This window comes from Ruegeria sp. YTSA144 (genome assembly GCF_059610125.1).
Genome location: NZ_JBXWNA010000003.1, coordinates 151073 through 165700, shown reverse-complemented (window position 1 = coordinate 165700; position 14628 = coordinate 151073). Strand labels below are relative to the sequence as shown.

Here is a 14628-nt window from a genome sequence, read left to right as displayed (position 1 = left end):
TCATTCGGCCGCCTTGGCCATCGGGTTGTTCGGATGCGTCGTCCAGTTCGCATAGGTTGGCTGAACTTCTTTTCCGGTACGGGGGTCAACCTCGCCCGCTGCCATCGGCACCATATCGATGCAGCCTTCGATCGGACAAACATCGACGCAGAGGTTGCAGGCGACGCATTCGTCATCCATTACCTCGAAGACGCGGTCCTCGGACATGGAAATCGCCTGATGGCTGGTGTCTTCACAGGCTGCATAACACCGGCCACACTTGATGCACTGATCCTGATCGATCTTGGCCTTGGCGACGTAGTTGAGGTTCAGATACTGCCAGTCAGTGACATTGGGCACCGCACGTCCGATCACCTCATCAATGCTGGAATAACCTTTCTCATCCATCCATTCCGACAGCCCTGCCGTCAGTTCGTCGATGATCTTGAAGCCATAGGTCATTGCAGCGGTGCACACCTGAACGTTGCCGCAGCCCAGCGAGATGAACTCGGCCGCATCGCGCCATGTGGTGACGCCGCCGATGCCGGAAATGGGCAGGCCTCGCGTCGCCTCGGCCCGTGCGATCTCGGACACCATCGACAATGCAATGGGCTTGACTGCGGGGCCGCAATACCCACCATGGCTGCCTTTGCCGTCAATGGACGGTTCTGGGCTGAACGTATCCAGATTGACGCTGGTGATCGAATTGATGGTGTTGATCAGTGACACCGCATCCGCGCCACCGTTTCTGGCTGCCGCAGCCGGCTTGCGGATGTCAGTGATGTTCGGCGTAAGCTTAACGATGACCGGACGGTCGTAATACTGTTTGCACCAGCGCGTGACCATCTCGATATATTCCGGAACCTGCCCCACGGCCGAGCCCATGCCGCGTTCGCTCATCCCATGCGGACAGCCGAAGTTCAGCTCGATCCCGTCCGCACCGGTTTCGGCCACACGCGGCAGAATGGCCTTCCACGCCTCTTCCTCGCACGGAACCATGATCGACGCGATCAAAGCGCGATCCGGGTAATCGGATTTGACCCGCGCCATTTCCTCGAGGTTCACCTCGAGCGGACGATCCGTGATCAGTTCGATATTGTTCAGGCCCAGCAAACGGCGGTCGGCCCCGTAGATAGCGCCATAACGCGGGCCATTCACGTTCACGACCGGAGGTCCCTCGGATCCCAGCGTTTTCCAGACAACCCCGCCCCACCCGGCTTCGAAGGCGCGGCGCACATTGTATTCCTTGTCCGTCGGCGGCGCAGAGGCCAGCCAGTACGGGTTGGGGCTGGAAATACCCAGAAAGTTTGTCGTCAGATCGGCCATGGCTTCTCCCTTCCCGGCTCAGCCGGTTTTTTTGAATATCATTTCGGTCGGGCGAATACGCCCGGCCTTGAGGTTTTTGACGTAGTTTTGGAACTTTTCGGGCGCCGTTTCGCCCATCATCAGGTGGATACCCAGCGGCGCTGGTCCGGTCTTGGCTATCTTGGCAAACACATCTTCGAAGAACTGGATCGCAAACGCGGTGCGGTCCGTTTCAGCAACCAGCTCAAGACCAGCCGCAGCCGCGGCGTCCTTGTATACATCCGGCGCGTGAACAAAGGAGGTTTCCGGCGATGTGGACCAAGGAAGAGGAAAAGCCAGCGGCTCATCCACCTCTCCGCCCATGACATCGAACAGGGCAAAGGTGCCACCGGTGGCCAGAACCCGTGACACTTCCGCGAACAGCCCCGCTTTGTCTTCGATATTCATGCCCACATGCATCATGACGGCAAGGTCGAACCCGGCATCCGGCACAGGCATGTCCAGCGCACTGCCAACGTGAAAGCTGGTCTTTTCGGAATGCCCGACCAGATCGCTGAGCGCAGTTGCGGTTTCCACGAACTCGGGCGTCAGGTCGACCCCTGTCACCGTTGAATCGTATTTGTCCACTATGTACCGGGATGTGCCTCCGATGCCGCATCCGATATCCAGAACGCGTGTCGCATGGGTCGGCGAAAGCTGCGCAAACAGGTTGTCGGTTGCTAGAACGCCGCCTGTATGGAATTCATCCCCAGCCTTCAGATCCGCAACGGTGGCCGCATCCGGATCGATGCCGCTGGCCTCCAGCGCCGCGCGGACGCGTTCGGTCAGTGCACCGGTGGTATAGTGTTGAGCAACGGCTTGTTCGATCTGGGACATGGGAATACCTCAGCAGCGAAAGGAATGGGGTGAATACCCCACCCTATCACGAAACGAGCGTCGCGTGGATGTCCATTGCCGCGTCCCGACCTTCGGCAACGGCCGTTACGGTCAGGTCTTCGCCACCCGCAGCACAGTCACCACCGGCCCAGACACCAGCCAAGGAGGTTCGGCCAGCCCCGCTGACGGCGATCTTGCCGCCATCCAGCGTCAGGCCTTCGGGTGCGCCCTTCAGCGTCTGACCAATGGCCTTGAGCACCTGATCTGCCGGCAAGCGGATCGTTTCTCCGGTTCCGATGAGCTGACCGTTCTGGCTGGATGTATATTCCAGTTCGATTTCGGCCGCTGCACCATTGCCGTGGATGGCCACTGGCTGAACATTGGTCATGATCCGAACGCCATGCGACGCTGCCAGGTCCTGCTCGTACCGGCTGGCCCCCATGGCGTCGCGGCCACGGCGATAGGCAATCGTGACGTTTTCGGCCCCCAAAAGCTTGGATTCCACAGCGGCATCCACAGCTGTCATGCCTCCGCCGATGACGACCACATTCCGTCCAACGGGCAGATCGGCAAGGTCACTGGCCTGCCGCACGTCCGAGATGAAATCGACCGCGTCCCGCACACCGTCCTTGTCCACCCCGTCTGCACGCAGGGCGTTGACGCCAGCAAGACCAATGGACAGAAACACCGCGTCGTAGTTTTCGACCAGCCCATCCAATGAGATGCTTTCGCCCAAAACCGATCCGGTCTCGATTGAAATCCCTCCGATTTTCAGCAGCCAGTCCACCTCGGCCTGTGCGAAATCGTTGGTCGATTTGTAGGCCGCAATACCGTATTCATTCAGGCCGCCGGGCTTGGGCTTGCTTTCATGGATCACCACATCATGGCCCAGCATGGCCAGCCGGTGGGCGCAGGCCAGACCCGCAGGCCCGGCCCCCACAACCGCAACTGTCTTACCGGTCGAAGGCGCACGTTCGAACGGATGTACACCCGAGGCCATGATTTCATCGGTGGCAAAACGTTGCAGGCGCCCGATTTCAACCGGCTTGCCTTCGGCCGCCTCGCGAACGCAGGCCTCTTCGCACAATGTTTCGGTTGGACAGACCCGAGCGCACATTCCGCCCAGAATGTTCTGTTCCAGGATCGTGCGCCCTGCTGATTGCGGTTGACCGGCCTGAATCTGGCGAATGAACAACGGGATATCGATTTCCGTTGGACAGGCGGTTACGCATGGTGCGTCGTAGCAGAAATAACAGCGATCTGCGGCTACTGCGGCCTCATGCTGGGCAAGCGGCGGATGCAGATCGGTGAAATTCGAGGTCAGCTCATCGCTTGAAAGCCGCCCGGCTACGATACCGGGTGCCATCTGGCCCTGTGCCATCACTCTACTCCCTGTAGATATGTTTGTTATGCTCTCAGCTTGCCACAAATAAATTTTTTATCAATTGGTAAAATTTGCCAAATGGTCAAAAAATGAAAAACCTTGCGAAAACAACTGTGTTTTGGGGCACTTCGCCCGCGGATTAAGCATGAAAAGCGTTGAAACATTGGGTCCAAAGGCAGGATTTGGCCAAGAAAGGGATGTGCGGGGATTGGCAAACAAGGTTCTGTGAGCATGGCTCACCGCCGATTTCACCTTTCGACAGGAACCGGGCCAACCTCGGAAAACCTGCAAAATGACCTTGCTCGCCGCTTCCTTGGCGCGATGAGAGGAATGCCATAGATAACAAGAAATCAAGCTTTCGGCTTTTGACGCCCCACCCCGCTTGCTGTAATCCGGATCAAAGGGTGCCGGTTCCGGCAGCTTTCAGGAATGGGCATAGATGCAGGCAAATTCTCGGAAATTCAACATCGCGGTTGTCGGGCAAAACAACCGTTTGCAATATGAGGCCCTGTTGTTCGCGGCCTCGCTTCGCCATTGTTCGCCCGGGTTCAAAGGCAGGCTGTTTGTCGCCACACCCAACCCGGGCCCGCGCTGGACCCACACCCCCAGCATCCAGGACGAAGACGTTCTGAAGGCCCTGAAACAGTTGGATGCCGAAATCCTGCCCTTCGACTCGCATGTTTTTGGCGAAAGCTACCCTTATGGCAACAAGATCGAGGCTTTGTTGGCCCTGCCGGAAGGGGAACCCTTTGTGTTCTTTGATACGGACACGCTGATCACCGGCGACATCACAAGCGTTCCGTTCGATTTCGACCGCCCCGGAGCGTCATTGAAGGTCGAGGGCACGTGGCCAAAGCCGACGCTGTACGGCCCCGGCTTTGACGGTATCTGGCGGGCGCTTTATGCGCGCTTCGGATTGGATTTCGAAAGCTCGGTGGATCCGGACCAACCCGATGGTTACTGGCGGCGCTACCTTTACTTCAACGCGGGTTACTTCTTTTACAAATGCCCCAGGATGTTCGGTGAACGGTACCTGGACTACGCAAGAACGATCCGGGATGAGAACATTCCCGAACTGACGGGCCAGAACCTTGACCCATGGCTGGATCAGGCGGCCCTGCCACTGGTCATTCATTCTTTCGGCGGCGGGCGGGATGCTTTGCCTGACGGGCTTCTGGATGGGGCCGTCAGCTGCCACTATCGCCTGTTCCCTCTGCTTTATGCCCGCGAAAGCGACCATGTTATCGATGTGCTGGAAACCGTCGTGGCCCCCAACAAGGTCAAAAAAGTGCTCAAGCAATATGACCCGCTGAAAAAGCTGGTTCTTCAGGGCAAAGGCGCAAAAATCCGCGCCCTGTTTGATCAGGACAATCTGCCGCGGCGGGAACAGGCGCTGCGCAATGCGATCAAAAGCAAAGGCCTCTGGTTGCGCTGACAGGATCGTTGTGCGCAGGCGGGCAATGGCCTACAGATTCCGCAAGACAGATACCAACAGGAGATTTTCAAGATGTCTGACGGCCCGACCTACGGTTTCGACACATTGCAAATTCATGCGGGCGCCCGCCCCGACCCGGCGACCGGAGCACGCCAGACACCGATTTATCAGACAACTGCCTATGTGTTCCGTGATGCAGACCATGCAGCGGCCCTGTTCAACCTGCAAGAGGTGGGCTTTATCTATTCCCGCCTGACCAACCCAACCGTCGCCGTTCTTCAGGAACGCGTGGCGACGCTTGAAGGCGGCGTCGGGGCGGTGTGCTGCTCGTCCGGGCATGCGGCACAGATCATGGCGCTGTTCCCGTTGATGGGGCCCGGCTGCAACGTGGTCGCTTCGACCCGATTGTATGGCGGCACGGTCACGCAGTTCAGCCAGACGATCAAACGCTTTGGCTGGTCCGCCAAATTCGTGGACACCGATGATCTGGATGCCGTGAAGGATGCCATCGACGAAAACACCCGCGCCGTGTTCTGCGAGTCCATCGCCAACCCGGGCGGTTATGTGTCTGATATCCGTGCGTTGGCGGATGTTGCTGATGCAGCGGGCATCCCGCTGATCGTCGACAACACCTCGGCCACGCCCTACCTGTGCCGTCCGATCGAGCACGGCGCGACGCTGGTAGTGCATTCAACCACCAAGTACCTGACCGGCAACGGCACCGTCACCGGCGGGTGCATCGTGGATTCTGGCAAGTTCGATTGGTCCGCGAATGACAAATTCCCGTCACTGAGCGAACCCGAGCCAGCCTATCACGGCCTGAAGTTCCACGAGACCTTTGGCCCGCTGGCCTTCACGTTCCACGGTATTGCCATTGGCCTGCGCGATCTGGGTATGACAATGAACCCGCAGGCGGCGCATTACACGCTGATGGGAATCGAAACACTGTCGCTGCGGATGGAGCGTCACGTTGAAAACGCCCAGAAAATCGCTGCGTGGCTGGAAGCGGATGACCGGGTGGAATACGTCACCTATGCGGGATTGCCGTCATCACCTTACAAAGACCGGGTCAAATCGCAGTATCCACGTGGCGCCGGTGCGCTGTTCACCTTTGCGGTGAAGGGCGGTTATGACGCCTGTATCAAACTGGTCAACGCTCTTGAGATTTTCAGCCATGTGGCCAATCTGGGCGATGCCCGCTCGTTGATCATCCATTCGGCCTCGACCACCCACCGTCAACTGACACCGGAGCAGCAAGAGGCTGCCGGGGCAGGTCCGGGTGTCGTGCGGGTATCTATCGGCATCGAAGACGTGAACGACCTGATCGCGGACCTAGATCAGGCCCTCGCCAAGGCCAGCGCCTGACAATGGCCGGGCACGCCACAAACGCACTGGGCCAGCCCATCGGTTTGCCGGTGACGGGTGACTTTCCGCGCCCGACACCGCCTTATACACCGATGGAAGGCCGGTACTGTTCTGTCGTGCCGCTGGATGTGAATCGCCATGCGCCCGGACTTTTCCGGGCGTTTGCAAATGACAAGGATGGCCGCAACTGGACATACCTGCCCTATGGCCCGTTTGACAGTGAGCCGCAGTTTGAAGACTGGGCCCGCGCCAACTGCATGGATGCGGACCCGATGTTTCATACCGTACTGGATGCGGACGAAGTGCCGGTGGGCATGGCCTCATATCTTCGGATCGAACCCGCGGCGGGTGCCATCGAAGTCGGTCACATCCACTTTTCGCCGCTGCTGCAACGCAAGCCGCAATCGACCGAGGTCATGTACCTCATGATGAAACGGGTTTTCGACGAGCTTGGCTATCGCCGGTACGAGTGGAAATGCGATGCACTGAATGCACCGTCACGCAATGCCGCTGAACGGCTGGGGTTTGCTTTCGAAGGGGTGTTTCGGCAGGCGACCCATTACAAGGGCCGCAACAGGGACACGGCATGGTACGCGATCATCGACACTGAATGGCCGCGCATTCGCGATGCATTCGAAGCCTGGCTGTCGCCCGACAATTTTGACAGCACGGGCCAGCAGCGCAAACCGCTGATGGCCCGTGCAAAGGATTGACCCTATTCTGAAATCTCGAATTCCATCGAGACGCTGACGGAAACCGAAACCTCGCCGCCCGCGACGGGAACACCACCCGCATCCGCCATGCTCAGCGCGCGCATTTCTGCCATCGGACGGATACCTGCCGATTGTTCCGAGATCGACTGAACCGGGCCGAGCGTCACGCCCGCGGCCTGTGCCAACTGCTGTGCCTTGGCAGTGGCTTCGCCGACGGCCTTGGCGCGCGCCTGCGCCTCGATCGGTTTGGGATCCTGCACGCCAAAGCTCAGGCCCCCGAAATCATTGGCGCCGCCCTGAATGACCGCGTCCATGACCTTCCCCAGTTGGGTCAGGTCGCGCACACGCACAAACACGCGGTTGGACGCTGTAAAGCCGGTGATTTCAGGCTTCTCGCCATTCTGTCCATGACGACCCGACCAGACGGGCGACAATGAAAGGTCCCGTGTCTGGACGTCACGATCTTCGATACCCATCTCGGTCAGGCGCGCAAGAACTTTGGAAACGGCATCCGACGTCGCCTGCATCGCAGCCGAGGCTTCGGCGTTTTCGTGGGTCACGCCCAGGGTTATCGTCGCCATATCAGGCGCAATCTGCACTGTTCCGGTTGCATCAACGTTGATGCGACGTTCTTCCGCATGAGCGGCCCCGGCAGCCGTAGCCGCCATCATCGCGGCCAGAAAAGCGAATGTCTTCAAGGTTATCACTCCAATTTGTTTTGTACTAAGATGGGTTGGCAGGGCTTGGCCATACAAGAGGAGATACCGCCTTTTTCTTTCCCTCGGCGGGTTCCTGCTTTAATGTCGGCCTGCAAACGCAAAGTCGTTTGCATTGACGTTGATAATTATGGTTCCTCCGGAATATGAAACCCGCCTTTGCGCTGTCTTTTTCTGCGACCGGAATAACACTGCACCACCGTTCCGATGACGACTGGTTTGTCATCGGTACGATTCCGCTGGATGTTCCGGACTTGTCCGGGCAGATGCAGGCGTTGCGGGAAAAAGCATTTGCGCTGGAAAATGATCTAAGCTGCAAGCTCGTGCTGCCAGAAGATCAGGTTCGGTTTCTACAGGTTTCGACTGATGGGTTGCCATCGCAAGACCGGACGGAACGTATCGAAAGTGCTCTGGTCGAAGCCACGCCTTACGCCCTGTCGGAACTGAGTTATGACAGCCAGACCGAAGGCGACACGACCTGTGTTGCTGCCGTGGCGGTTGAAACGCTGGCCGAAGCACGGACCTTTGCCGCAGAACATGGTTTTGTTGTGGTGGCGTTCACCGCCCAAGACAGCAAGGGCGCGTTCCCGCGTGAGGCCTTGTTTCGCGAAACCTCGGACGCTTCCGATCTGTCACACCCGGAAAACCAGCCATCTCCGGTGGAAATGGACGCAGTTGAACAAGCCGATGATTCCGGCCTGCCCACCCATCCGATTGCCGGCACCGCCGCGCCCGAGGCTTTCCGTGCACCCCGGGAAACAGCGAACAATCTTGATACATCTTCAGGGGTAAACCGGTCTGCCATTCCTGTCTTTGCCGCTGTGCTTCTTGTTGGTGGGCTTGTTGGCGTATGGCTGGCATCGGGGTCCGCCCCTGAACAGGATCAGGCGGAACAGAGCCCGGCGCAGATTGCGGTTCCGGCCTCTGAACCAGCAGCAGAGCCCCTGCCTGAACCAGAGCTGGACACGGCTGCGCTGGAAGCCCCGCAACAAGTCGCTCCAAAGCTTGCGACCGATGACGCCGAAGAGCCTGCGAAAGCGGCCTCAGAAACCGAGACCGGCACGCAGCCGGATCTGACTGCAACAGATGCAGCCATTCTGGAGGCCCTCAAGGTTGCCCCCACCGCGGTGGACTCCGTCGCTCGGGATCCCGAGACACTGAAGGATGTCCAGGCCGTTACGGGCGTCAGCACGTCAGCGCCCGCAGCGCCGGAAACACCCGAGACAGTAGAACCGCAGGAATTGTATCTGGCATCGCTCGACAACGCCGATCTGTTCAAGGATGCGGTTGCGCTGCCGCCCGACCCCAGTTTTGACACCGACGCTCCTTTTGAACCCGACGTATCCCCAAACATTGCTGGCACACGATTTGATCTGGATGCGAACGGCCTGGTCGTGCCAACACCGGAAGGCAGCGTGAATCCGGATGGGGTCGTTGTTTATCTGGGACGCCCCTCCAAGGTTCCGCCTGAAACCCCGGTTCGTTTCGAAGAAGAACCGCTGGTTGACGAAGCCGACGACAGATTGGCAGGTATTCGGCCAAAGCCGCGCCCGGCTGACCTGGTCGAGAGTTTCGAGCGCGGTAAGCTGGGTGGCCGGTCATTGGAGGAATTGGCATCCAAGCGACCGAAAGCGCGCCCGGAAAGCCTTCAGACCAAGCCACAGGTCGATGAGGCACCTACGGCCCTGGCTGTCGTAAGGGTCCCGCGCCCCAAGTCCCGCCCAGCCGGATTGACCCCTGCCAAAACATCTGCTTCAAACCGCTCGAATCTGGGGTCTACCGCAGCATTGGATCAGAAATCCGATGACGCAGGATCGTTCCAACCAAAGACCGTCGCACCCAAAATCCCTTCGACCGCGTCGGTCGCACGACAAGCCACGATCGACAACGCAATCAACCTGCGCAGGCTGAACCTGATCGGGGTCTACGGCACGCCAGCCAACAGACGCGCATTGGTGCGACTTCCCAGCGGGCGTTACAAAAAACTGAAAGTCGGAGACCGCCTTGATGGCGGCAAAGTCATCGCGATCAGCGACAGTGAGCTTCGATATCAGAAAAAGGGCCGCAACGTGACCCTTGCGATGCCGCGCAGCTGAAAAACGGCAATCGATCTTCTGACGCACCCACCGTCACATGAAAACGCCGGAGGCAGATGAACTGCCCCCGGCGTGTCAGTGCATTGCAATCAGGCTGCGGAAATCTCGCCGCTTTCGATCTGTTCACGTTCGATGGATTCGAATAGCGCCTGGAAATTTCCTTCGCCGAAACCGTCGTCGCCTTTGCGCTGAATGAACTCGAAGAAGATCGGTCCGATGACGGTTTTCGAGAAAATTTGCAGCAGAATCCGGGTCTCACCACCGTCGACAACGCCTTCACCATCGATCAGGATGCCGTGTTTCATCATCCGGTCCAGCGGCTCTTCGTGGCCGGCCACGCGGGTTTTGGACATCTCGTAGTACGCCTTGTTAGGGCCCGGCATGAATTTCAGGCCGTTTTCCGCAATTGCATCGGTCGAAGCGTAAATGTCGTCACTGCCGACGGCGATATGCTGAATGCCTTCACCTTTGTATTTCTTCAGGTAAGACACGATCTGACCCGTTTCACCACGATCTTCGTTGATCGGAATACGGATGCGGCCACAAGGAGATGTCAGCGCCCGGCTGAAAAGCCCGGTGAACTTGCCCTGAATGTCAAAGAATCGGATTTCGCGAAAGTTGAACAGGTCGCCGTAGAACTTGAACCACTTGTCCATGTTGCCCTTGTAAACGTTGTGCGTCAGGTGATCGAGATAGAAGAAACCCACACCCCGTGGTTTGGATTCTTTGATCCATTCGAATTCCTGATTGTAAGGCGATGTGTCGTAATATTGATCGATGAAATAGATCAACGATCCGCCGATGCCCTTGATCGCAGGTACATTCATGGTCTTGTCAGCGCCGTCGTAAGGCTCCGCACCTTTCGATACCGCATGGTCATAGGCCTTTTGCGCGTCAACAACGCGCCAGCCCATGGATGGCGCGCAAGGGCCGTGCTCGTCCACGAACCTCGCGGCAAAGCTGTCGGGATCCGCGTTCAGGATATAGGTGACATCCCCTTGCTGCCACAGCTCGACGGCGGGTTTTTCCTTGTGGCGGGCCACCAGGTCGAACCCCATCTTTGCAAACAGGTCCCGCAGTTTCTGCGGCTCAGGATGGGCAAACTCGACGAATTCAAACCCATCGGTTCCGGCTGGGTTTTCCTCGCTGATAACAGATTTCGGGGCGTTGTGTGGGAAAGGACCCATGGCGCGTCTCCTTCAAAAACAGGAATTTCTTTGCTGATTCAAAAATATGACTTTTATGACGCTGTTTCTGCGCATTGTTTTCGTGTAAACTGCCAACAGGCGCGCAAAACGCGCATAAAAGTTAATAAAGGCAGGATTTTTCCGCACATGCTGGACGCGACCGACAAGCGATTGCTTTCCGCCCTGCAAAAGGACGCACACCTGACCGCGCACCAGCTGGGCGAAATGCTGAACCTGTCGCCCAGTCAGGCAGGACGCCGCCGCCAGCGGCTTGAGGCCGAAGGGTACATCACCGGGTATGCCGCCCGGCTGGACCCGTTGAAACTGGGTCTGCAAGTGCAAGGTTTTGTTCAAGTCCATCTGGGGACTCATGGCCCTGAACAATCCGCAAGCTTTGCCCGCATGGTCAACACCCGCCCCGAAATTACCAGCGCATGGACGATGACCGGAGAGGCGGATTACCTGCTGCACATCTATTGTGACGATCTTTCCGCGCTCAACAGCTTGCTACATTCGGTCATCCTGCCGCATCCTGCCGTTGCAAGGGTTCAGAGCCAGATCGTAATGGACCAACTGAAACGCGACGCGCCCCTGCCCACCTGAACGGGCCCAAGAGGACATTTATGGACGTTTTCCTATATCAGGCTTCGATCTATCTGGCGGCAGCGGTGATCGCCGTTCCCCTGTCTGCACGGCTGGGGTTGGGATCGGTGCTGGGATACCTGGCCGCCGGGATCATCATTGGCCCTGTTCTCGGGCTTGTCGGCGCGGAAACGGAAAACCTTCAGCACGTTGCCGAATTCGGTGTGGTGATGATGCTGTTCCTGATCGGTCTGGAACTGGAACCGCGCGCCCTGTGGGATATGCGTGACAAATTGCTGGGATTGGGCGGGTTGCAGGTTGCGTTGTCAACGGCTGCAATCGCCGCCGTGGCAATGTACGCCAACCACCCCTGGTCGGTCGCTCTGGCCGTCGGGCTGACCTTGTCGCTTTCATCGACGGCAATCGTTCTTCAGACCCTGTCTGAAAAGGGCCTGATGCAGACAAATGGCGGTCGAGCTACGTTTTCGGTGCTGTTGACACAGGACATTGCGGTCATTCCGATCTTGGCCTTGCTGCCACTTCTGGCCTTACCTGCCATGCCTCATATCGAGTCGGATGGTTCGATCGACCGCGGGGCCAGAGACCTTCACGGTGCGGACCATCACAGCCTTTCTCTGGTCGAAGGTTTGCCGGGTTGGGCCGTCACGCTGGTCACGATCGGCGCAGTTGTGTTTGTCATTCTGGCCGGTGTCTACCTGACCCGCCCGCTGTTTCGCTTCATCCACGCGACCCGCCTGCGCGAGATGTATACCGCCCTGGCGCTTATGATCGTGGTCGGGATTTCCTTCCTGATGACCCTCGTCGGCCTTTCCCCTGCCCTGGGCGCTTTTCTGGCGGGCGTGGTTCTGGCCAGTTCCGAGTTCAGACATGAAATGGAAAGTGACCTTGAGCCATTCAAAGGGCTACTGCTCGGGCTATTCTTCATCACGGTCGGTGCTGGCATCGATGTTGCCTATTTCTTTGATGACCCCCTTGACCTGATCGGTCTGGCGCTTCTTTTGATCCTTGCAAAAGGGATCATCCTGTATCTTGTAGGCAAGGCCTTCAAGTTGCGTGGGCGCGATCACTGGCTGTTCACCCTGGGGCTGGCGCAAGCGGGTGAGTTTGGCTTTGTGCTGCTGGCGTTTTCCACGCAACAGAATGTCATCCCCCCCGACCTGTCCCAAAAACTGCTGATGATCATCGCTTTGACGATGCTGATCACACCGCTTCTGTTCATCATCTACGATCTTCTGTCGCGAAAGATCGGCGACACTTCCAAAGAACCTGTGCCGGACGAAATTGACGAAAAAGGCCCCGTCATCATCGCCGGGATTGGTCGGTTCGGGCAGATTGTAAACCGGCTGGTGCGGGCCAGCGGATTCAAGACGGTCGTGCTGGACCACAACATCGAAACCATTCAGTTGATGCGCCGTTTCGGCGTCAAAGGCTTTCTGGGCGATCCCACTCGCCCCGAGCTGCTGCGCGCTGCGGGGTTGGAAAAAGCGTCGGTCCTTGTCGCCGCCATGGATGACCACAAGCAAGTCACACGGCTCGTCAGTTATGCCAGACGGCAGCGCCCTGACCTGCACATCATCGCCCGCGCCCGCGACCGGACCCATGTGTACGAGCTTTATCAGGCTGGCGCCAACGACATCGTGCGGGAACTGTTCGACAGCTCCTTGCGCGCCGGCCGCTATGTTCTGGAGAATATCGGGCTGAGTGAGTATGAGGCCGCACAAGCGGAACAAACCTTTTATCACCATGACCGGATGTCTGTTCGCGATCTCGCCGAACTATGGGTCCCGGGTCTGCCGACAGCCGAAAACCAGAAATACATCGAGCGCGCCCAGCAGCTGGAAAAGGATCTGGAAACCGCGCTGCTGGAACTGGCTGAAAAACACGCCAAGAAATCCGCCTGACCCAAGCCTGTGCCCGGGTCAGGCAAGGAGTCAACCGTCAGACACTCCTGCCTCGGCAAAGGTGGCCATACCGGAATGGCAGGCCACGGCGCTTTTGAGAATATTGATTGCAAGTGCGCCGCCCGACCCTTCGCCCAGCCGAAGACCAAGGCTCAGCAGCGGTTCCTTGCCCAGCTTCGCCAATACGGCACCGTGCGCGGCCTCGGCGCTTTGGTGGCCCGCCACGGCGTGATCCAGCGCGGTATCCGACAGTCTCCACAGGCAGGCAGCGGCGGCCGAGCAGATGAACCCATCAAGGATCACAGGAATGCGCAATACCCGCGCGGCGGCAATCGCCCCGGCCATCGCTGCGATCTCACGCCCTCCCAGGCAGCGCAGGATTTCAAGGCCATCCTCTGACCTGTGCAACGCTACACCTTCGGCCACAACGCGGGTCTTGTTGGTCAGCCCCGCATCATCGACGCCCGTCCCGCGACCTGTCCAATCGGCCGCGTCACCACCGAACAGCGCGCAGGCAATGGCGGCTGCCGGGGTGGTGTTGCCAATACCCATCTCGCCCACGACCAACAGATCAGCCTGCGGGTCCACGGCCTGCCAGCCGGTGCGCAGCGCATCCAGCAATTCGTCTTCGGTCATGGCCGGTGCCTTGGTGAAATCTGCGGTCGGGTTGTCCAGATCCAGCGCGTGAACATTCATCGCCGCACCGGCCGCCCGCGCCATCTGGTTGATCGCCGCACCACCATGTTCGAAGTTCATCACCATTTGCACGGTCACTTCCGACGGAAAAGCCGAGACCCCCTGTGCGGTGACGCCGTGGTTTCCGGCAAAGACGATGACCTGTGGCGCCGCGATCTGTGGCCGAGCATCTCCTCGCCATCCTGCGTACCAGATTGCCAAATCTTCAAGTCGCCCCAGCGCGCCCGGGGGTTTCGTCAGTTGTCCGTTTCGCTCTGCCGCGCCCTGCGCCGCGGTGGCATCCGGCCCCGGAGCCGCTGCGAGCGCAGCGCGGAACGCGTTCAAATCATTCAGTTCAGGCAACATGAAAGCCTCATTGCATCAGAGTGGTCC

At 58.7% G+C, this 14628-nt stretch carries 12 protein-coding genes; 6 read left to right on the top strand and 6 right to left on the bottom strand.

Annotation, left to right across the window (positions count from 1 at the left end):
* Genes preA through AC2FF8_RS09615 form a run of 3 tightly spaced genes read right to left on the bottom strand, consistent with a single transcriptional unit; the run spans position 1 to position 3541 of the window.
* Positions 1 to 1305 carry an NAD-dependent dihydropyrimidine dehydrogenase subunit PreA gene (gene preA / locus AC2FF8_RS09625; RefSeq protein WP_170344677.1) on the bottom strand — a complete coding sequence of 435 codons (1305 nt, stop codon included), beginning with the start codon at positions 1303 to 1305 and terminating at the stop codon, positions 1 to 3.
* Positions 1306 to 1323: 18 nt separating this feature from the next.
* Entirely contained in the window at positions 1324 to 2160 is an 837-nt protein-coding gene (locus AC2FF8_RS09620) for a methyltransferase domain-containing protein (protein ID WP_496879560.1), read from the bottom strand.
* 46 nt (positions 2161 to 2206) lie between these two features.
* Entirely contained in the window at positions 2207 to 3541 is a 1335-nt protein-coding gene (locus AC2FF8_RS09615) for an NAD(P)-dependent oxidoreductase (RefSeq protein ID WP_496879559.1), read from the bottom strand.
* A gap of 442 nt (positions 3542 to 3983) precedes the next feature.
* Between AC2FF8_RS09615 and AC2FF8_RS09610 the strand changes: the two genes are divergently transcribed.
* From AC2FF8_RS09610 to AC2FF8_RS09600, 3 genes are all read left to right on the top strand, one after another.
* On the top strand, positions 3984 to 4979 hold the full coding sequence (locus tag AC2FF8_RS09610; RefSeq protein ID WP_496879558.1) for a GT-B fold glycosyltransferase domain-containing protein: 996 nt from the start codon (positions 3984 to 3986) through the stop codon (positions 4977 to 4979).
* A gap of 72 nt (positions 4980 to 5051) precedes the next feature.
* Complete coding sequence (locus AC2FF8_RS09605; protein ID WP_152457691.1) at positions 5052 to 6344, top strand: O-acetylhomoserine aminocarboxypropyltransferase/cysteine synthase family protein; 1293 nt, start codon at positions 5052 to 5054, stop codon at positions 6342 to 6344.
* Positions 6345 to 6346: 2 nt separating this feature from the next.
* A complete protein-coding gene (locus tag AC2FF8_RS09600; RefSeq protein WP_480684532.1) occupies positions 6347 to 7057 on the top strand; it encodes a GNAT family N-acetyltransferase in 711 nt (236 codons plus the stop codon).
* A 2-nt stretch (positions 7058 to 7059) separates the two neighbouring features.
* On the opposite strand, the gene AC2FF8_RS09595 is transcribed toward AC2FF8_RS09600, so the two are convergent.
* Positions 7060 to 7764, bottom strand: a complete 705-nt coding sequence (locus AC2FF8_RS09595; RefSeq protein ID WP_496879557.1) for an SIMPL domain-containing protein — start codon at positions 7762 to 7764, stop codon at positions 7060 to 7062.
* A gap of 155 nt (positions 7765 to 7919) precedes the next feature.
* Between AC2FF8_RS09595 and AC2FF8_RS09590 the strand changes: the two genes are divergently transcribed.
* Positions 7920 to 9869 (top strand): hypothetical protein, encoded by a 1950-nt coding sequence (locus AC2FF8_RS09590; RefSeq protein WP_496879556.1) that lies wholly within the window; start codon positions 7920 to 7922, stop codon positions 9867 to 9869.
* 89 nt (positions 9870 to 9958) lie between these two features.
* On the opposite strand, the gene hppD is transcribed toward AC2FF8_RS09590, so the two are convergent.
* Positions 9959 to 11056 carry a 4-hydroxyphenylpyruvate dioxygenase gene (gene hppD / locus AC2FF8_RS09585; RefSeq protein WP_170344684.1) on the bottom strand — a complete coding sequence of 366 codons (1098 nt, stop codon included), beginning with the start codon at positions 11054 to 11056 and terminating at the stop codon, positions 9959 to 9961.
* Positions 11057 to 11203: 147 nt separating this feature from the next.
* Between hppD and AC2FF8_RS09580 the strand changes: the two genes are divergently transcribed.
* Positions 11204 to 11659, top strand: a complete 456-nt coding sequence (locus AC2FF8_RS09580) for an Lrp/AsnC family transcriptional regulator (RefSeq protein WP_170344685.1) — start codon at positions 11204 to 11206, stop codon at positions 11657 to 11659.
* A 20-nt stretch (positions 11660 to 11679) separates the two neighbouring features.
* Positions 11680 to 13560 carry a monovalent cation:proton antiporter-2 (CPA2) family protein gene (locus AC2FF8_RS09575; RefSeq protein ID WP_496879555.1) on the top strand — a complete coding sequence of 627 codons (1881 nt, stop codon included), beginning with the start codon at positions 11680 to 11682 and terminating at the stop codon, positions 13558 to 13560.
* Positions 13561 to 13590: 30 nt separating this feature from the next.
* Here AC2FF8_RS09575 and cobT read toward each other — a convergent pair whose 3' ends face one another.
* Entirely contained in the window at positions 13591 to 14601 is a 1011-nt protein-coding gene (gene cobT, locus AC2FF8_RS09570) for a nicotinate-nucleotide--dimethylbenzimidazole phosphoribosyltransferase (RefSeq protein WP_496879554.1), read from the bottom strand.
* Between the last annotated feature and the right edge of the window lie 27 nt (positions 14602 to 14628).

Bases quoted from the DNA above. Each gene is read 5' to 3' on its own strand.
- preA (WP_170344677.1), bottom strand. From the start codon at position 1,305: ATGGCCGATCTGACGACAAACTTTCTGGGTATTTCCAGCCCCAACCCG.
- AC2FF8_RS09620 (WP_496879560.1), bottom strand. From the start codon at position 2,160: ATGTCCCAGATCGAACAAGCCGTTGCTCAACACTATACCACCGGTGCA.
- AC2FF8_RS09615 (WP_496879559.1), bottom strand. From the start codon at position 3,541: ATGGCACAGGGCCAGATGGCACCCGGTATCGTAGCCGGGCGGCTTTCA.
- AC2FF8_RS09610 (WP_496879558.1), top strand. From the start codon at position 3,984: ATGCAGGCAAATTCTCGGAAATTCAACATCGCGGTTGTCGGGCAAAAC.
- AC2FF8_RS09605 (WP_152457691.1), top strand. From the start codon at position 5,052: ATGTCTGACGGCCCGACCTACGGTTTCGACACATTGCAAATTCATGCG.
- AC2FF8_RS09600 (WP_480684532.1), top strand. From the start codon at position 6,347: ATGGCCGGGCACGCCACAAACGCACTGGGCCAGCCCATCGGTTTGCCG.
- AC2FF8_RS09590 (WP_496879556.1), top strand. From the start codon at position 7,920: ATGAAACCCGCCTTTGCGCTGTCTTTTTCTGCGACCGGAATAACACTG.
- hppD (WP_170344684.1), bottom strand. From the start codon at position 11,056: ATGGGTCCTTTCCCACACAACGCCCCGAAATCTGTTATCAGCGAGGAA.
- AC2FF8_RS09580 (WP_170344685.1), top strand. From the start codon at position 11,204: ATGCTGGACGCGACCGACAAGCGATTGCTTTCCGCCCTGCAAAAGGAC.
- AC2FF8_RS09575 (WP_496879555.1), top strand. From the start codon at position 11,680: ATGGACGTTTTCCTATATCAGGCTTCGATCTATCTGGCGGCAGCGGTG.
- cobT (WP_496879554.1), bottom strand. From the start codon at position 14,601: ATGTTGCCTGAACTGAATGATTTGAACGCGTTCCGCGCTGCGCTCGCA.